Source organism: Streptomyces verrucosisporus, assembly GCF_017114865.1.
Lineage (GTDB): Bacteria > Actinomycetota > Actinomycetes > Streptomycetales > Streptomycetaceae > Streptomyces > Streptomyces fenghuangensis.
In genome coordinates this window covers 69,720-86,541 of sequence record NZ_JADEYH010000014.1, presented here as the reverse complement: position 1 = coordinate 86,541, position 16,822 = coordinate 69,720, and the positions used below count along the sequence as shown (strand labels likewise).

Sequence of the window (16,822 nt, the reverse complement as noted above, 5' to 3'; positions counted from 1 at the left end):
GTGTACCGGGTGCGTACCGAAGCGGGGGTGGCCGTGGTCCGGCCGCGGCGGCGGCTCTAGTGTTCTCGCCATGTGGCCAGGACAGCAGCCGCCCGGGGGCGAGCAGAACCCGCAGGACCCGCACAGCCCGCAGAATCAGCACAACCAGCCCAACCCGTGCCAGACGCCGGGTTATCAGGCTCCGAACCCCTACCAGACGCCGGGGTACCAGGCACCCAACCCCTATCAGGGACCGGGCCACCAGGGGCAGCCCGGCGGCCAGTGGGGGCAGCCGGGCGTGCCCGGCGCACCGCAGCCGCCGCAGGGCGGCAAGGAGGGGAAGAGGGGCCGGAACACGGCGATCGCCATCGTCGCGGCCGTCGCGGTGATCGCCGCGGCCGTGGTGACGGGCGTCCTCGTCCTCACCGGCGACGACAAGGGCGAGAAGACCGCGGGCCCCGGCGCCGGCGTCTCGCCGAGCCCCGAGCCCTCCACCGCCGAGCCGGACGAGGACGAGGGCTCCGGTGCCGAGCGGGACGATCCCACCAATCCGCGTGACGGCGTGGCTCCCGAGAAGCCCGACCCGGTGGTCTCCGGCTGGAAGGTCGTCACCAATGCCAAGCACCACAACGCCTTCGACGTGCCCGCCGACTGGAAGCTCGGCACGGAGACGACGATCATCGGCTACGGGCAGAAGGACGAGGACGACCCCTTCTCCGGACCCCAGGTCGCCTTCAGCGCACCGGCCTTCTACAAGGAGGGCTGGTGCGAGGCCGGCAACGGCAAGTACACCCGGGCCACCGTCGGCAGCAAGGGCGGCCAGGGCTCCCGCAACACCGCCGAGGGCGCCGAGATCGCCGCGGAGAACTTCGTCTACTTCGCCTACGGCGAGCAGGAGGACACCGTCAAGCTGACCAAGGCGAAGAAGTTCTCCAACGAGCACGGCATCACCGGCCACATAGCGAGCGCCACGGCCACCGGCGTCAAGAAGGAGAACAAGTGCGACTCCGACGGCAGGGTCGTGACCGTCTCCTGGATCGACGGCAGCAACGACCTGCGCATCTGGCTCCTGATCACCGACGCCGGGGTCGATGACGAGGTGTCCCAGGCCACCATCGACAAGATGACCGGCAGCCTGCGGCCGTACGCGGAGCAGGACTGACCGGCGGGGGGCCCGCCGGCGGCAGGGCGGGGCGGCGACCGTCCCGCCCCGCCTGGGCGGGCCGCAACTACACGCTGCTGACGGCCGCCGCCGTGATCACCGGGCTGGGCAACTCCGGTGCGCTGATCGCGGCGGCGTTCGCCGTGCTCGCCCTGGGCGGCGACGGCACCGACGTGGGCCTGGTCGCCGCCGCCCGCACCGTCCCCCTGGTGCTGTTCCTGCTCGTCGGCGGCGCCGTCGCCGACCGGTTGCCGCGCCACCGGGTGATGGTGGCGGCCAACGCGCTCAACTGCGCCTCCCAGGGCGTCTTCGCCGCACTGGTGATCACCGGGAGCGCCGAGCTGTGGCAGATGGTGCTGCTGTCGGCGCTGGGCGGCACCGGGCACGCCTTCTTCGCCCCGGCCGCCGAGGGGATGGTGCTCGCCAGTGTCCGCGGCGAGCAGGCCGGGCGCGCCTTCGCCGTCTTCCGGATGGGGGTCAACGGCGCGTCCATCGGCGGCGCGGCGCTCGGCGGCGCGCTGATCGCCGCGGTCGGCCCCGGCTGGGTGCTGGCGATCGACGCCGCCGCGTTCGCCGCCGCGGGGGCGCTGCGCGCCCTGCTCGACCTGCGCGGTGTGCCCGAGCGCGCGCCGGGCGGCGGCCTGCTCGGCGATCTGCGCGACGGCTGGCGCGAGGTCGCGGGGCGGCCGTGGCTGTGGGCGGTGGTCCTGCAGTTCGCGGTGGTCAACGCGGTGGTCGCGGCGGCCGAGGCGGTGTACGGGCCGCAGGTCGCCGAGGAGCACCTGGGCGGCGCCCGGCCGTGGGGGCTGGCCCTGGCCGCCTTCGGCGCGGGCACGGTGTGCGGCGGGGTGCTCATGACCCGCTGGCGGCCGCGCCGCATCATGCTCGCGGGCACCCTGTGCGTCTTCCCCCTGGCGCTGCCCTCGGCGGCGCTGGCGGTCCCCCTGCCCGCAGCGGGCCTGGCCGCGGTGATGTTCACGACCGGGGTGGCCATCGAGGTGTTCGGGGTGTCCTGGATGACGGCGCTGCACCAGGAGGTGCCCGAGGAGAAGTTCTCCCGGGTCTCGGCCTACGACTGGCTGGGGTCGATCGCCCTGGTGCCCCTGGCCACGGCCGCGGCCGGGCCCGTCGAGTCGCTGGTGGGCCGGCCGACGGCGCTGTGGGGCTGCTCGGTGCTGGTCGCGGCGCTGACGGCCGCGGTGTTGTGCGTGCCGGGGGTGCGCGGCCTGACCCGCCGGGACGGGACCGCGGCGGCCGGCCCTCAGCCGACGGTGAAGGAGCCCTCCGGCGGCTCGGGCGAGGGCGTCGCCTCGCTCTCCTGAACCGGGCGCGCGTTCCCGGTCAGCCGCTCCAGCGCGGCCCCGTGCACCACCCGGGCCGGGAACGGGTCGCCCGCGACCGCCCGCGCCAGCCGCTCCACGGGCAGCCCGGCGCGGGAGGCGGCCAGCACGGTGTTGCCGAACCGGCGGCCGCGCAGCACGGCGGGCTCGGCGATCAGGCACAGCCGGCCGGGGTCCTCGCCGAAGACCGTGCGGAAGGCGGCCAGCTGGGAGCGGAGGAAGCCGAAGGGGGCGGCGTCGGCGAGGTTGGCGACGTAGACGCCGTCCGGCCGCAGCACCCGGGCCGCGGCCCGGGCGTACGCCAGGGTGGTCAGATGGGCCGGGACGCGGGAGCCGCCGAAGACGTCGGCGACCAGGACGTCCACAGATCCGGCGGGCCTGTCGCGCAGCGCGGTGAGGGCGTCCCCGGCCCGCACCTCGATGCCGCCGCCGGGCGGCAGCGGCAGGTGTTCGGCGACCAGGCCGAGCAGGGCCCGGTCGGCGTCCACCACTTCCTGGCGGGATCCGGGGCGGGCGGCGGCCAGGTAGCGCGGCAGGGTCATGGCCCCGCCGCCCAGGTGGAGGAGGTCCAGCGGTGCGCCCGGGGCGGCGGCGCGGTCCAGGACGTGGGCGATCCGGCGCACGTACTCGAACTCCAGGTGCGCCGGGTCGCCGAGGTCCACGTACGACTGGGGCGCGTCGTCGACGGTGAGCAGCCAGGCGCGCGGCCGGTCCACGTCCGGCAGCAGCCGGGCGGTGCCCTGGTCCACGGCCCGGCGTACTGGCACCGGCTCCCCTGCCGTCCGGTCGTCCGCCGTCCGGTCCCGCGCCACCTCGTCCATCGCCCCATTGTCCCGTCCTTCCGGCCGGCCGGAAGGACGGGGCCGGCGGGTGCCGGGTCGCGGACCTCACAGCGGGCAGACCGGGACGTATGTCGCCGGTGTCGGTTACGCTCGCCCGGTGCCCGTCCCCGCTCCCCGGCCCGTAGGACCCGCCGCCCGGTGCTCCGCGGTGCTGTTCTCCCCGTGGTCCCGTCTGTCCCTCCTGGCCGTGCTGCTGGCCGCCGCCGCCACGATGGTGGCCCTCCACGAGCCCCAGCGGCTGATCACCCAGGGCTGGCGCCCCCCGCTGGCCGGGGGCGGCGCGCTGGCGCTGTTCGCCCTCGCCTACGGTCTGGGCACCGCGGCCCTCGTGCCCAGACCGGTGCTGAACCTGGCCTCGGGCGCCCTCTTCGGCGCCGCCCTGGGCACCGCGGCGGCGGTGGCCGGGACGGTGCTGGGGGCCGGGCTGGCCTTCGGGCTGGGGCGGCTTCTGGGGCAGGACGCCCTGCGTCCGCTGCTGCGCGGCCGCTGGCTGGCGGCCGGGGACCGGCAGCTCAGCCGCCGGGGCTTCCGCTCGATGCTGGTGCTGCGGGTGCTGCCGGGGATCCCGTTCGCCGTCTCCAACTACGGCGCCTCCGTCAGCCGGATGCGCTGGTCCGCCTTCCTGGCGGCCACCGCGCTGGGATGTGTGCCCAACACCGCCGCGTACGCCGTGGCGGGCAGCCAGGCCTCCGCACCGACCTCGCCCGTCTTCCTGGTCGCGGCCGCCTTCATCGCCGTTCCCGGGCTGGCCGCCGCGGTCGTCGCCTGGCGCAGGCGCGCCCGGCTGCGCGGGTCCGGGACGCCGGCCTCGGCCGTGGGCCGGACCACTGAGCGGACCGTGGACCGGACCACCGACCAGGCCACCGATCAGACCGCGGCCGGGGCGCCGGGACGGGCGGTCACCGGGCCGGTACGCGCGAACCCGCGACGTTCTCCCGCCGTTTCCCTCCCCGTTCCCGACCGGACATAGCATCTGCCCGACCTGACCGATGATCACGAAATAGGGACGAGCACACCCCGACATGTCTTGGTTCGAAGCGTTCATCCTCGGGCTCGTCCAGGGGCTGACCGAGTTCCTTCCCATATCCTCCAGCGCCCATCTGCGGCTGACCGCGGTCTTCGCGGGGTGGGAGGACCCAGGCGCGGCCTTCACCGCCGTCACCCAGATCGGCACCGAGGCGGCGGTGCTGATCTACTTCCGCAAGGACATCGCGCGGATCGTCTCCGCCTGGTTCCGCTCGCTGTACGACAGGCGGGCGCGCCGCGAGCACGACGCGAAGCTGGGCTGGCTGGTGATCGTCGGCTCCATCCCGATCGGCGTCCTGGGCCTGACCCTCAAGGACTACATCGAGGGTCCGTTCCGCGATCTGCGGCTGATCGCCACGACCCTGATCGTGCTGGGCATCGTCCTGGGCGTGGCCGACCGGCTCGCCTCCCGCGACGCCTCCGGCGGGCGCCACCGCGCCGTGCGCGAGCGCAAGTCGCTGGAGAGGCTGACCGTGCGCGACGGTCTGCTGTACGGCATGGCCCAGGCGATGGCGCTGGTCCCCGGTGTGTCCCGCTCGGGCGCGACGATCAGCGGCGGCCTGTTCATGGGCTACTCCCGCGAGGCCGCCGCCCGCTACTCCTTCCTGCTGGCCATCCCGGCCGTCCTCGCCTCCGGTCTGTTCGAGCTGACGGAGATCGGCCAGGGGCACGTCTCCTGGGCGCCGACGCTCTTCGCGACCGCGCTGTCCTTCCTCGTGGCCTACGCGGTCATCGCATGGTTCATGAAGTTCATCTCCACCAGGAGCTTCATGCCGTTCGTGATCTACCGGATACTGCTGGGCCTGCTGATCTTCGCCCTGGTCGCGGCCGGGGTGATCTCCCCGCACGCGGGCGAGGCGGCGGGCTGACACCCGCTGGGGGCGGCGGCCGGGCCGACCGGTCCGGCCGGTCCGGCGCTCGGTCTCACCGGCCCTCGGTGAGACCGTCCTCGCCCGCGCCCCGGCTCAGCACCGCCTCGCGCACCCGCCTGTGCACCTCGGGGAAGTTCTCCCCGGTGGCGCGCACCACGCGGAAGGGCGGTCCCATGTCGGAGTGGCCGACCAGGAACTCCGCCCCCGTGACGGTCCAGCGGCCGCCCTCGGGAGTGAAGGTGAAGCGGGCCATGGAGCCCTCGTTGCCGCTGCGCTTGCTCTCGGGGACGAAGCTGGCGATCTGGTCGCCCAGGCCGTAGACCACCCAGGTGCCGTTCACCTTCTCGTACGGCTGGGGCACGTGGTTGTGGGTGCCGATCAGCAGGTCGACGTCCCGGCGTCCGCCGGTGCGCGCGGCGGTGAGCCTGCGGGCCAGTTCCTTCTGTGTCGTGTCGGGCGCCTGCTGCCACTCCGTCCCCCAGTGGAGGCTGACGATCACCACGTCGGCCCCGGCCCGGCGGGCGGCGCGGGCGTCGGCGAGCACGCGTTCCGGTTCCAGCATGCTCACCGCCCACGGCCGGTCCTCGGGAAGTGGGATGCCGTTGGTGCCGTAGGTGTACGCCAGATGGGCGACGCGGGCGCCGCCGGCCTCCAGCAGCGCCGGGCGGGCGGCCTCCGCCGCGTCGCGGGCGGTGCCCGTGTGCCGCACTCCCGCCGCGTCCAGCGCGCCGAGGGTGCGGCGCACCCCCTGGAAGCCGTCGTCGAGGCTGTGGTTGGAGGCGGTCGAGCAGCTGTCGTAGCCGGTGGCCCGCAGGGCCTTCGCGAGCTGGGGCGGGGAGCGGAACAGCGGATAGCCGGTGAAGGGGCCGTCCTCGTCGCCGTAGGGCGTCTCCATGTGGCACAGCGCGATGTCGGCGGGTTCGACCACCGGTTTCACGCCCGCGAGGATGCGGGTGAAGTCGTGTCCGGCGCCGCCCGCGTCACGCCGGGCCTGCTCGATGATCGACAGGTACGGGATGATGTCGCCGGTCGCCACCACGGTGAACGGTCTGCCCCCGTCCGCCCGCGCGGCCCGGTCCTCCTCCGGGGTGCCGCCGGGCGCGGTGCACGAGGCGGGCGCGGCCAGCGCCAGTACGGCGGCGGTCGTGGCCGCCAGGCGTATCCGGCGGCCCGGGCGTATCCGGCGCGCCGCCTCGCCCTCTCCCTTACGTCCGGCCGTCCGCCGTGCGGTCCGCCCGGCTGCCGTCCCCGCTGTTGTGATCCGGCGCATCCTTCGCCTCCCGTGCGTCCCGGCACGCCGCTTCGGGGCGGGCGCGCCGTCCTCCTCTTCCGGCAGCGTGGGCGACGGCGGGACGGGCGGCACCTCGGGCGGTGCCCGGCTGCGCCGACCGGGCGAACGGATCGCGCGGCTGCCGGAGTGGGGGGCGTGAGGAGCGGCGCGGGGGCCGGTGCGGCAGGCGCCGGGAGGGCGGCACCGCCCGTCGCCGGCGGCGGACCGGGCCGCCGGGGTGGTCCGGGCGGCCCGTACGAGCGGGCGCGGGAAACGGTGCGACCGCGCGGGTCGCTTTTCCGTACCGCCCCGGCCTGGGAAGCTGTTCGCAGACAACCGCGGGGCATCCGCAGCGAAACCGGAGTTCACCTTGGCCGAGCGCGACGACGACAGCTACCGACTCCTGGCCGGGTTGCCCTTCGCGGCCATGACCGTCGTCGCCCTGGTGGACGTGACGGCCGGTCCGGGTGTGGGGTTCCTGCCGCTGCTGTCGCTCGGCCCCGCCTTCGCCAGTCTGGTCGGCGGTATGCGCCGCACCGCGCTGATCGGGCTGCTGGCCCTGGCCCTGTGCTTCTGCCTGGCCTTCTACGACGGCCTGCTGGGGACCACGCGCGGCTACACGGCACTGCTGTCGGTGGCCGGGGTGTCGGTGGCCGGACTGGTCGCGGCCGCCATCCGCCAGCGGCACGAGGCCGAGCTGGCGAACGTGCGGTCCATCGCCGAGGTGGCCCAGCGGGTGCTGCTGCGCCCGGTGCCCCGGGCCGCGGGGCATCTGCGGATCGCGGTGTCCTACACCTCCGCGGTGGCCGAGGCCCGGATCGGGGGCGATCTGTACGAGGTGGTCAACTCGCCCTCGGGGGTCCGGGTGATCGTGGGCGACGTCCAGGGCAAGGGGCTGGAGGCGGTGGAGACGGCCGCGGTCGTCCTGGCCGCGTTCCGGGAGGCGGCGTACGACGAGCCGGACCTGGCGGCGGTGAGCGCCCGGCTGGAGCGTTCGGTCAACCGGCACATGACACAGGAGCGGTTCGTCACGGCCGTCCTGGCCGAGACGCACGAGGACCGTTCGGTGACCGTACTCAACCACGGCCACCCATCGCCGCTGGTGGTCCGCGCGGACGGTGCGGCCCATCTCTCCGAGCCGCCGGAGACCGCGCCGCCCCTGGGCATGGGCTTCGACCTCAAGCCCCCGGAGCCGTACGGGCTGTCGCTCGCCCCCGGCGAGCAGATGCTGCTGTACACCGACGGTGTGACCGAGGCGCGCGATCCGGACGACCGCTTCTACCCGCTGATCCGGCGGGCCTTCCTGCTGCGGGAGACGAACCCGGACATAGGTCTGGAGTCTCTGTGCCGGGATCTGGTGACGCATGTCGGCGGGCCGCTGCAGGACGACGCGGCGATGCTGCTCCTGCGTTACCGCGAGGGTTGATCCGGGCCGGCTCACGGGCCCGGTCGCCGGCCGGATCTCCGGACTCCGGAAGGTTCACCCGCTCGGAGGGGGTACTCGGCAGGTGATCGACCGCCGCAGTCCGCACCGACCGAGCTGGACCGAGACCATGAACGAATCCCGCCGCCTCACCCTCCGAGAACTGCGCATCCTGCACGAGACCGAACGGGCGCTGCTGCACGACGCCCGCCTCGCCGCCCTGTTCCGGGGGTTCGGCGAGACGGAGCGCGAAGCGGCGGAGCCCGCGGCGGGCGGGCCGGCGACACCGCCCCGCCTGTGGCTGCTCGTCGGCGTCTGCTTCTTCCTGGTCCCCGCTCTGATGGTCCTGCATCCGGTGGCCGGTGTGCTGGTGTTCCTCTCCGCCGTGGTCCTGGGCACGGCCGTCCGGGCCGGCCGCCGCCCCGGGCGGCGGGGGCCGGGCTCCGGCTGAGAGCTGACGGCCCGCCGCCACCGGCCGGACGTCACCTCACCGGTCGGCCAGGTCCAGCCAGGCCGACTCGCCGGGCTCGATGGTGACGGTCCGGTCGGGCAGCACCAGGCGTACGGGCTCCTCGGCCGATCCGGGCAGGCTGACGCGCATACCGTCCGAGCGCATCCGTACGCCCACCCCCCAGTGGTGCCGGTAGCGCATGGTGAAGGAGAACTGGGACAGTTCCGGGAGCGGCGCGGGGGCCAGCCGCAGAGCGCCCCCGCGGGTCTCCAGACCGGTCAGTCCGCGCTGCACCAGGTCCAGGGTCCCGGCCATGGCGCCCAGGTGGATGCCCTCGGCCGTCGTACCGCCCTGGATGTCCGCGATGTCGCTGACCAGTGCCTCCTGGACGTAGCGCCAGGCGTCGGGGCGCCGCACCCGGGCCAGCACCCACCCGTGGACCAGGGAGCTGAGGGTCGAGCCGTGGCTGGTGCGGTGCAGGTAGTAATCGACCGTGCGCCGCCACAGCTCGTCGTCGAGGGTGTGGCCGAGCCGCTCGAACAGGGCCGCCAGTTCGGCGGGCTGGAACAGGTAGCCGAGCATCAGCGCGTCGGCCTGCTTGGACGCCTGGTAGCGGTTGACGGTGTCGCCCTCGGCCTCCAGGATCCGGTCCAGCCGGCGGATGTCCCCGTACCTGCGGCGGTAGCCCTCCCAGTCCAGTTCGGCCAGTTCCCCGTAGCCGTCGAACTGGCTGATGACGCCCGCGTGGAAGGGCACCCTCAGCCGACGGGAGACGTCGTCCCAGCGTTCCAGCGTCTCCGCGTCCAGGGCGAGTTTCCGGCACAGCTCCTCGCACAGCGGTTCGGGGACGGTCCGGAGCGTCTCCAGGGCCCGGGCGAGCACCCAGGCGGCGGTGACGTTGGTGTAGGCGTTGTCGTCCAGGCCGGGCCGCTCCCCGTCCGGGTAGGCCTCGTGGTACTCGTCGGGGCCGACCACGCCGAGGATGCGGTGGCGCCCCAGGTCCGCGTCGTACCGCGCGGCGCTCCCCCAGAACTGGGCGATCCGCAGCAGCGTCTCGGCGCCCCGGGTGTGCATGAAGTCGATGTCGCCGCTGGCCTGCCAGTACTGCCAGATGTTGTAGGCGATCGCCGAGCCCACGTGGTGCTGGAGGCGGGAGTGGTCGGGCAGCCAGCGGCCCGAGCGCGGGTTCAGGTGCAGGGTCTGGGTCTCCTCGCGTCCGTCGCTGCCGCTCTGCCAGGGGAACATCGCGCCCTCGTAGCCGCTGTCCTGCGCGGCCCGGACGGCCTCGGGCAGCCGCCGGTGCCGGTAGGCCAGCAGGGAGCGGGAGACCTCGGGGAAGTGGACGTTGAGGTAGGGCAGCACGAACAGTTCGTCCCAGAAGACGTGCCCCCGGTAGGCCTCTCCGTGCAGCCCGCGCGCCGGGACCCCGACGTCCAGGTCGGTGATGTGGGGGGAGAGCGTCTGCAGGACGTGGAAGAGGTGCACCCGCAGGATGCGGCCCGCCTCGCCCGGTACCTGGAGTTCGGCGTGCCGCCACAGCTCGTCCCAGGCGGCGCGGTGGGTGTCGAGCAGGTCGGGGAAGCCGGGCGCGTAGTCGATGTCCTCCAGCGCGGCGTGCAGCGGATCGCTGACCGCGATGTCGTGCGAGGTGTGCAGGGAGACGGTCTTGACGACGGTGACGGGCCGCCGGGGCCTGACGGCGACGGTCAGCCGCCGCGCGGGCCGCGGTCCGCCCGGGTCGGTGCGCGCCGAGACGGCCTCGCCGCTCTCCAGGCGGGTGCGGGCGGCCAGGGCCACGCCGATCTCCGAGTCCGTGGTGCGGCAGCGCACCCAGACGGTGTCCGGCTCGGTCGATCCGGTGCTGTGGCCGGTCAGATGGCGGCCGTTCAGGGCCCGGTAGCGCTCCACGCCCTCGTTGGCGACGCCGCCGTCGAGGGCGGACTCGACCTCGAGCGTGCCGGTCCAGTTCTCCGCGGTGAGGACGGTGCGCAGTGCGGCAAGGTGCGGCTGCCCCATGTGGACCAGCCGGTGCTGCTCGACGCGCAGCCGCCGGCCGGCGGCGTCCTGGAGGCGCAGGGTCCGGGTCAGGACGCCGTGCCTGAGGTCCAGTCGCTGCCGGTACTCCAGCAGCCCGTCCCCGTCGGGGGTCCACCAGGGCGGGGCGGATCCGTCCGCGGAGCCGCTCGCGGGAGTGCCGGCGGGGGTGTCCGCGGGGCTGCCGGAGGGACCGTTCCCGGGGCCGCCGCCGGGCGGGCCGCCAAGAGCTCCGTCGAGGGCGCCGTCGAGGATGCGGAAGCGCAGGGGCAGCCAGTTGGGCAGGTTGACCATGTCCTCGTTCTCGACGTCCCTGGGCTCGCTCTCCCCCACGGTGGACACCAGCCGGTTGTAGCAGCCCGCCGCGTACGTGCCCGGGTAGTGGGGCCCACCGGCATCCGTCTCGGGGGCCGCGCCCCGGGTCGCGAAGTAGCCGTTGCCCAGGGTGCACAGGGCCTCGCGCAGTCGCTCCTCCCCCGGCTCGTAGCCCTCGTAGGCCCATTCCCACCGCTCCACGGTCCCCTCCACCACTGTCAGCCCTCCTCCTCGTGCCGGCCGGCGCGGGGACCGGGCGGCAGCAGTTCGGCCAGGTCGGTCACGACCACGTCGGCCCCGTGCTCGCGCAGGTCCCGCGCACTGGTGGGGCCGGCCGTCCGGTCCACCCCGACGACCAGCCCGAAGCCGCCCCGGCGGCCCGCCTCCACACCGGCGAGCGCGTCCTCGACGACGGCCGCCTCCGCCGGAGGCACCCCCAGCCGCCGGGCGGCCTCCAGGAACACCGCGGGGTCCGGTTTGCCGGGCAGGTCCAGCCGGGCCGCCTCGTGGCCGTCCACCACGGCGTCGAACACCTCCGGCACCCCTGCTCCGGAGAGCAGTTCCCCCGCGTGCCGGGAGGCGGATATCACCGCCATGGGCACCCCTCCGCGGCGCAGGGCGCGCAGCAGCCGCAGGGTGCCGGGCCAGGCCTCGACACCGCCCCGGCGCAGGGCGGCGGTGAACAGCCGCTCCTTGCGGGCGGCGACGGCGCGGACGGTGCCGTTGCCGGGCGGGTCGTCCGGCTCGCCCGGCGGCAGGTCCAGCCCCCTGGAGGCGAGGAAGGCGGCGGCGCCGTCCAGGCGGGATCTGCCGTCGACGTACCGCCGGTAGTCCTCCTGGACGTCGAACGGGCGGAACCGGTCCCGCGCGTCCCCCTCCTGTTCCTGTCGTCCGCCGCCGCGTTCGCGCCACTCGCCCAGGCAGTCGTCGAATGCCTCCTTCCAGGCCGCGGCGTGGACCCGGGCGGAGTCGGTGATCACCCCGTCGGTGTCGAACACCACGGCCCTCAGGCCGTCCAGGCGGTGTGCCGGCGCTTGTGCCGGCGCGGCGGCCTCCTCCGGGTCCCGGGCTGCGGCTGCGGCAGGCGGCATGGTCGTTCCCTCCGGTGGGTCGTCGGGGCGGTTGTCAGATGTGCTCCGGTACGAGGGCCACGGGGCAGTCGGCGTGGTGGATGACGGTGTGGTCGACCACCCCCAGCTGGAGGCCGAGGCGGCCCTGCCGGCGGTGGGCGCCGATCACCAGCAGGTCCGCCCTGCGCGACTCCTCCAGCAGCACCGCACGGGTGGAGCCCTCCAGCGCGTGCAGGTGCAGGTCGATCCCGGAGTACTCGCGGGCCGCGGCCCGCAGGGCGCCGTCCAGGTGGTCCATCGCCTCCCGGTGGCGGGCGCCGGCCGGGCCGCCCTGGATCAGCAGGTGGTTCTCCGCCGTGTGGGCGGGCCGGCGCCAGGTCCGCACCGCGTGCAGTTCGCAGTGCCGGGTGGCGGCCTCGCGGAAGGCGAAGTGGGCGGCGGGCGAACCGTCCACCCTGTCCCCGACGCCCAGGACGACCCGGCCGTGGCCGCCGGCACGGGCGTTCTCCCCGCCGCGTACGACGACCACCGGGCAGTCGGCCCGGCCGGCCGCCTCCAGCCCCACCGAGCCCAGCAGCAGGCCCGCGATCCCGCCCCGGCCCCGTGAGCCGACGACGAGGGCGAACGCGTTGCGGCCGGCGTGGACCAGCGCGGCTCCGGGTTCCTCGTCGAGGACGACGGTGGTCACCCGCAGGCCGGGGGCGCGCAGGCGGACGCGTTCGGTCGCGGCGGACATCAGCTCCTCCGGCTCCGGGTCGCCCTCTGCGCGCTCCTCGGCCCCGTGGACCAGGCACAGCGGTACCGAGTGCCGGACCGCCGCGTCCGCGGCCCAGTCCACCGCGAGCAGACTGGCCCCGGATCCGTCGACGCCCACCAGCAGGGGAAGCTCCACCGCCGCCACCTCCTTGTCCCGGTCTCCTGCGGTTTCCCGGTCCCCGTGCCGCCCATTCCGGTTCCGGCCGGCGGGTGACCGTTCCCGGGAACCGGCGGGTCGCGGGTTCGCCCGCCGGTTCCCGGGAACGGTCACCCGCATACGGACCGGTGAAACCCGCGGCGGGCGGTTCCCGGGCACCCGCCCCGCGGCCCCGCCCGGCCCTCCGTACGGCCGCCCGTACGGCCGTCCGGCACGGTGGGGTCCGCGCACCGGTCCGGCCGAGGCGAGGGAGGCGCGGCATGCGGTTGTCCGCGGGGTCCGGGTGGCGGCGCGGGGCGCTCGCGCTCGCGGCGGGCGCGCTGCCCGCCCTGTCCTTCCCCGCGCCGTCGCTGTGGTGGTGGGCCTACGCCGCGCTGGTCCCGTGGCTGCTGCTGCTGCGTACGGCGGGCGGCGGGCGGCGGGCCGCCGTGGAGGGCTGGCTGGGCGGCACCGGTTTCCTGCTGGCCACCCATCACTGGCTGGCGCCGAGCCTGCACGCCTTTCTCGTGGTGGTGGCGGCCCTGATGGGGCTGCTGTGGGCGCCGTGGGGGTGGCTGGTGCGGCGGCTGCTGGGGGGTGCGCCGGCTCCGGGCCGTGCGGTGGCGGCGGTGGTGCTGGTGCCCTCGGCGTGGCTGATGATCGAGCTGGTGCGTTCCTGGGAGTACCTGGGCGGCCCGTGGGCGCTGCTGGGAGCGGGCCAGTGGCAGGTGCCGCCCGCGCTGCGGCTGGCCTCGCTGGGCGGGGTGTGGCTGGTCACCGTGTGGGTGGTGGCGGCGAACACCGCGCTGGCGGTGCTGGTCGCGGTGCCCGGCGCGCGGCGGGCCGCCGCGGCCGCGGCGGCGGTGTGCGTGCTGGTCCCGGCCGCGGCCTGGGTGTGGGCGCCGCTGCCGCGGCCGTCGGGCACGGTCCGTGTCGCGGTGGTGCAGCCGGGTGTGGTCGACGGGGCCGGGGCGCGCTTCGACACCGGCGAGCGGCTGACCCGCGGCCTGGCGGGCCGGGACGTGGACCTGGTGGTGTGGGGCGAGAGCAGCGTCGGTTACGACCTGGAGGAGCGCCCGGATCTGAGCGAGCGGCTGGCGGCGCTGTCCGCGCACGTCGGGGCGCCGCTGCTGGTGAACGTGGACGCCCGGCGCCCGGACGGGCCGGGGATCTTCAAGAGCTCGGTGGCGGTGGGCCCGCGGGGGCCCACCGGGGAGCGCTACGACAAGATGCGGCTGGTGCCGTTCGGCGAGTACGTGCCGGCCCGTTCCCTGCTGGGCTGGGCGACGGCGGTGGGCGAGGCGGCCCAGGAGGACCGCAGGCGTGGGGACTCGCCGATGGTGATGGACACCCTCGGGGTGCGCACCGGTCCGCTGGTGTGCTTCGAGTCGGCCTTCCCCGACATGGGCCGGGCACTGGCGCGCGACGGCGCCGAGCTGCTCGTCACCCAGTCGGCGACCTCCACCTTCCAGGACAGCTGGGCGCCGTCCCAGCACGCCTCCCTGGCGGCGCTGCGGGCCGCGGAGAGCGGGCGGCCGATGGTGCACGCCACGCTGACGGGGGTGAGCGCGGTGTACGGCCCGCTCGGCGAGCCGGTGGGCGGGCGGCTGGGCACCGAACGGAGCGGAGCCGCCGTTTACGAGGTGCCGCTCGCCTCGGGCACCACCGTCTACGTCCGGTCCGGCGACTGGGCCGTCGCCGCCGCGCTGGGCTCGCTGCTGTCGGCGGCGGCCGTGGCGGCGGTGCGCCGGTTTTGGCGCGGGCGGTACGGCAGGCGGCGGCCCGGGAGGCGGAAGAAGGCTATCCGGCCTGCTCCAGCGCGGCGGTGACGACCCGTTCGCACAGCTCGTGGGTGCGCAGGGCGTCCTCGGCGTCCAGGTGCCGCCCGGCGCGCACGGCGTCGAGGAAGGCCGAGACCGTCTGCTCGATGCCGCGCTGGCGGGCCACCGGCACCCAGTCCCCGCGGCGGCGGATGCTGGGCTGGCCCTTGTGGTCGACAATCTCGGCGAGGTTGAACACCTGGCGCCTGGCGTCCCGCCCGGAGACCTCCAGGATCTCCTCGGCGCTGCCGCTCATGCGGTTCATGACGCCGATCGCGGTGAAGCCGTCGCCGGACATCTGGAGCACCATGTGGTGCAGGAGCCCGTCCCTGACCCGGGCACGGACGTCGATGTGCCCGGCCGGCCCGGGCAGCAGGAAGCGGAGGGTGTCCACGACGTGGATGAAGTCGTCGTAGACCACCTCGCGCGGGTCGGCCGCCAGTCCGATGCGGTTCTTCTGCATCAGGATCAGATCGCGCGGGTGGTCCAGGCACTGGACGTAGCCGGGTGCGTGGCGGCGGTTGAAGCCGACGGCGAGCGGTACGCGCCGCCGGCCCGCCAGGAGCACCAGGCGCTCGGACTCGGTCAGGGTGTGGGCGAGCGGCTTGTCCACGTAGGTGGGCACTCCCGCTTCCAGCAGCCGGGCGACGATCGCGGGGTGCTCGGCCGTCGGGGCGTGGACGAAGGCCGCGTCGGGGCCGGCCGCGATCAGCCCGTCGAGGTCCGTGTGCCGCTGCGGGCCGGGTATCCGGTGGGCCTCGGCCGTCCGCTCCAGGGTGGCGCGGGTGCGGGTGTGCAGGTGGAGCTCCAGCCCCGGCCGGGCGGTGAGCACCGGCAGGTACGCCTTCTGCGCGATGTCGCCGAGTCCGATCACTGCGATCCTCACGGAAACCCCCTTGGTCTCGCCGTCGTCCGGTGCTGTCCGCCGGCCGTCCGGGCCGCTCGGGGCGCGGCCGCTTCGCCGCCGCCCCGTGTTCCCCGCGGACCGGCAGCATACGCGGCGCCCTGCGGCTCCCGGCGACGCCTGGTCGGCGATGCCGTCGAGACCGCGCAGGGCCGGGTGCGGGCCGAGCCGGTCCAGGGCGGTGAACGCGACGGTGCGCAGGGCTCGGGCGGACGGGGAGGACCAGGTGGTCGGCCGCCCGGTCCGCCCGGAGCGGCGCGCGGCGTTCATGGTGCGCGGCATGCTGGGCGGCTGAGGCGCCCGTGGCGGGCCCGGCCTCCCGACACACAGACCGCACAGGTCGCACATGTCACATCGAGCTCATGGAACACACGCAACACATGGAACACATGAGCCACCCGCGTCACTCCTGCCGGGAATTCCCGGCGGCCGTGCGATGCGGCAGAGTGAGCCGGGTGCGACATGTGAGAAGCGCCCTGCTCCTGACCGGAGCCGCTCTGGCGGCCGTCTCGGGGTGCGTCACGGTGGCGGGCGGCCAGCGGCCGGAGGAGAGCGGGCCGCCTCCCCGGCCCAGTGGCCCCGCCATGCCGCGGCGGGACGCCGAGCCGCCACGGACCCCCGGCCCGGCGCGGGAGACCCTCGCAAGGGTCGAGGACGGCGCGGAGAGCCCCGGTGTCCCCTCCCCGCCCGGCTCCGGTCCGCCCTCCGCCTCGGCCCCCGCCCACCGGCCCACCGTGCGTCCGGCGCCCCGCGGGCCGCACGGCGAACGGCTCCCCTCCCGCTCCGCCGGGCCCGGGCGCGCCTCGGGCGGCACTCCCCGGTGGCCCGGTCCGGATGTGTGCGGGCTCGGTGAGGCGTACGGCGGCTGGGCCGCGGACGGCGAACCGGCCCGGACCTGCCGGCGGGTCTACGGCGACTGAGCAGGCGGCCCGGCGGCGGCCGCCAGCCGCCGGGCCAGGTCCCCGATGGCGGTTCTGAGGCCCGCGCCGTACGCGTCGTCGGGCAGTTCCCTCACCGCGCCGCGGGCCCGGTCCAGCTCGTGCCGGGCGGCAGCGCGGTCGCCGAGCCCGGCGTGGGCGGCGGCCAGGCTCAGATGGAGCGAGGGGAGCAGGGCCCGCACGGCCGCCCGGTCCCCGCCCGGGGCCTTCGCGGCGGCCAGTGCGCGCCGGCCCCACTCGAGCCCGGCCGCGGGATCGTCCTGGGTGCCGGCCAGATAGTGGGCGATGGCGCAGCGGTGGAACGGGGCGCCGTCCTCGCCCGCCTCCTCCCACAGGCGCGCCAGCCGGTTGCGCGCCTCCTCCCGGTCCCCGCCCCGGTGCAGGATGACCGCCTGGCCGATCCTGGTCGGCAGCGGCTCGCCCGCCGCGCTCTCCTCCCCCGCCGCCCCCGTCTCCTGCCGATGCTCCGCCACGGGCTCTCCTG

At 75.5% G+C, this 16,822-nt stretch carries 15 protein-coding genes; 8 read left to right on the top strand and 7 right to left on the bottom strand.

Features of this window, described 5'->3' with window-relative positions; genetic code table 11:
• Nucleotides 1–70: 70 nt before the first annotated feature.
• Nucleotides 71–1,141, top strand: coding sequence for a DUF8017 domain-containing protein (locus IQ279_RS16720; protein ID WP_206349334.1), 1,071 nt, complete (start codon nucleotides 71–73; stop codon nucleotides 1,139–1,141).
• Complete coding sequence (locus IQ279_RS16715) at nucleotides 1,138–2,463, top strand: MFS transporter (protein ID WP_206349413.1); 1,326 nt, start codon at nucleotides 1,138–1,140, stop codon at nucleotides 2,461–2,463. Before IQ279_RS16720 ends, IQ279_RS16715 begins: the two co-directional genes overlap by 4 nt.
• Here IQ279_RS16715 and IQ279_RS16710 read toward each other — a convergent pair.
• On the bottom strand, nucleotides 2,403–3,302 hold the full coding sequence (locus IQ279_RS16710) for a spermidine synthase (RefSeq protein WP_206349333.1): 900 nt from the start codon (nucleotides 3,300–3,302) through the stop codon (nucleotides 2,403–2,405). The two genes, IQ279_RS16715 and IQ279_RS16710, sit on opposite strands and share 61 nt — an antisense overlap.
• 118 nt (nucleotides 3,303–3,420) lie before the next feature.
• On the opposite strand from IQ279_RS16710, the gene IQ279_RS16705 reads away from it, so the two are divergent.
• Complete coding sequence (locus IQ279_RS16705) at nucleotides 3,421–4,293, top strand: TVP38/TMEM64 family protein (protein WP_307792393.1); 873 nt, start codon at nucleotides 3,421–3,423, stop codon at nucleotides 4,291–4,293.
• 52 nt (nucleotides 4,294–4,345) lie between these two features.
• Entirely contained in the window at nucleotides 4,346–5,218 is an 873-nt protein-coding gene (locus IQ279_RS16700) for an undecaprenyl-diphosphate phosphatase (RefSeq protein WP_206349332.1), read from the top strand.
• Between the two features lie 55 nt (nucleotides 5,219–5,273).
• Here IQ279_RS16700 and IQ279_RS16695 read toward each other — a convergent pair whose 3' ends face one another.
• On the bottom strand, nucleotides 5,274–6,491 hold the full coding sequence (locus IQ279_RS16695) for a CapA family protein (RefSeq protein WP_206349331.1): 1,218 nt from the start codon (nucleotides 6,489–6,491) through the stop codon (nucleotides 5,274–5,276).
• 427 nt (nucleotides 6,492–6,918) lie between these two features.
• Here IQ279_RS16695 and IQ279_RS16690 point away from each other — a divergent pair, with 427 nt between their 5' ends.
• Together IQ279_RS16690 and IQ279_RS16685 are read left to right on the top strand one after the other, a co-directional pair.
• Nucleotides 6,919–7,917: a PP2C family protein-serine/threonine phosphatase gene (locus tag IQ279_RS16690; protein WP_206349411.1), complete on the top strand. Its 999-nt coding sequence runs from the start codon at nucleotides 6,919–6,921 to the stop codon at nucleotides 7,915–7,917.
• Between the two features lie 127 nt (nucleotides 7,918–8,044).
• Complete coding sequence (locus tag IQ279_RS16685) at nucleotides 8,045–8,365, top strand: hypothetical protein (protein WP_206349330.1); 321 nt, start codon at nucleotides 8,045–8,047, stop codon at nucleotides 8,363–8,365.
• A gap of 36 nt (nucleotides 8,366–8,401) precedes the next feature.
• On the opposite strand, the gene IQ279_RS16680 is transcribed toward IQ279_RS16685, so the two are convergent.
• The 3 genes from IQ279_RS16680 to IQ279_RS16670 are packed head-to-tail and all read right to left on the bottom strand — an operon-like array spanning nucleotide 8,402 to nucleotide 12,676.
• The gene (locus tag IQ279_RS16680; RefSeq protein ID WP_372445165.1) at nucleotides 8,402–10,927 is read right to left on the bottom strand and encodes a glycoside hydrolase family 65 protein; all 2,526 of its coding nucleotides are present in this window, start codon (nucleotides 10,925–10,927) and stop codon (nucleotides 8,402–8,404) included.
• Nucleotides 10,928–10,932: 5 nt separating this feature from the next.
• Nucleotides 10,933–11,805 (bottom strand): HAD family hydrolase, encoded by an 873-nt coding sequence (locus tag IQ279_RS16675; protein ID WP_206349329.1) that lies wholly within the window; start codon nucleotides 11,803–11,805, stop codon nucleotides 10,933–10,935.
• A 34-nt stretch (nucleotides 11,806–11,839) separates the two neighbouring features.
• Nucleotides 11,840–12,676 (bottom strand): universal stress protein, encoded by an 837-nt coding sequence (locus IQ279_RS16670; protein WP_307792392.1) that lies wholly within the window; start codon nucleotides 12,674–12,676, stop codon nucleotides 11,840–11,842.
• Nucleotides 12,677–12,957: 281 nt separating this feature from the next.
• Between IQ279_RS16670 and lnt the strand changes: the two genes are divergently transcribed.
• Nucleotides 12,958–14,505: an apolipoprotein N-acyltransferase gene (gene lnt / locus IQ279_RS16665; protein ID WP_206349327.1), complete on the top strand. Its 1,548-nt coding sequence runs from the start codon at nucleotides 12,958–12,960 to the stop codon at nucleotides 14,503–14,505.
• On the opposite strand, the gene IQ279_RS16660 is transcribed toward lnt, so the two are convergent.
• On the bottom strand, nucleotides 14,477–15,382 hold the full coding sequence (locus IQ279_RS16660) for a Gfo/Idh/MocA family protein (protein ID WP_206349326.1): 906 nt from the start codon (nucleotides 15,380–15,382) through the stop codon (nucleotides 14,477–14,479). The genes lnt and IQ279_RS16660 overlap by 29 nt on opposite strands.
• Before the next feature lie 473 nt (nucleotides 15,383–15,855).
• On the opposite strand from IQ279_RS16660, the gene IQ279_RS16655 reads away from it, so the two are divergent.
• On the top strand, nucleotides 15,856–16,320 hold the full coding sequence (locus tag IQ279_RS16655) for a hypothetical protein (protein ID WP_307792391.1): 465 nt from the start codon (nucleotides 15,856–15,858) through the stop codon (nucleotides 16,318–16,320).
• On the opposite strand, the gene IQ279_RS16650 is transcribed toward IQ279_RS16655, so the two are convergent.
• Nucleotides 16,308–16,811, bottom strand: a complete 504-nt coding sequence (locus IQ279_RS16650; RefSeq protein WP_206349325.1) for a hypothetical protein — start codon at nucleotides 16,809–16,811, stop codon at nucleotides 16,308–16,310. The genes IQ279_RS16655 and IQ279_RS16650 overlap by 13 nt on opposite strands.
• Nucleotides 16,812–16,822 lie beyond the last annotated feature (11 nt).

Bases quoted from the DNA above. Each gene is read 5' to 3' on its own strand.
- IQ279_RS16700 (WP_206349332.1), top strand. From the start codon at position 4,346: ATGTCTTGGTTCGAAGCGTTCATCCTCGGGCTCGTCCAGGGGCTGACC.
- IQ279_RS16710 (WP_206349333.1), bottom strand. From the start codon at position 3,302: ATGGACGAGGTGGCGCGGGACCGGACGGCGGACGACCGGACGGCAGGG.
- IQ279_RS16695 (WP_206349331.1), bottom strand. From the start codon at position 6,491: ATGCGCCGGATCACAACAGCGGGGACGGCAGCCGGGCGGACCGCACGG.
- IQ279_RS16720 (WP_206349334.1), top strand. From the start codon at position 71: ATGTGGCCAGGACAGCAGCCGCCCGGGGGCGAGCAGAACCCGCAGGAC.
- IQ279_RS16690 (WP_206349411.1), top strand. From the start codon at position 6,919: ATGACCGTCGTCGCCCTGGTGGACGTGACGGCCGGTCCGGGTGTGGGG.
- lnt (WP_206349327.1), top strand. From the start codon at position 12,958: ATGCGGTTGTCCGCGGGGTCCGGGTGGCGGCGCGGGGCGCTCGCGCTC.
- IQ279_RS16685 (WP_206349330.1), top strand. From the start codon at position 8,045: ATGAACGAATCCCGCCGCCTCACCCTCCGAGAACTGCGCATCCTGCAC.
- IQ279_RS16675 (WP_206349329.1), bottom strand. From the start codon at position 11,805: ATGCCGCCTGCCGCAGCCGCAGCCCGGGACCCGGAGGAGGCCGCCGCG.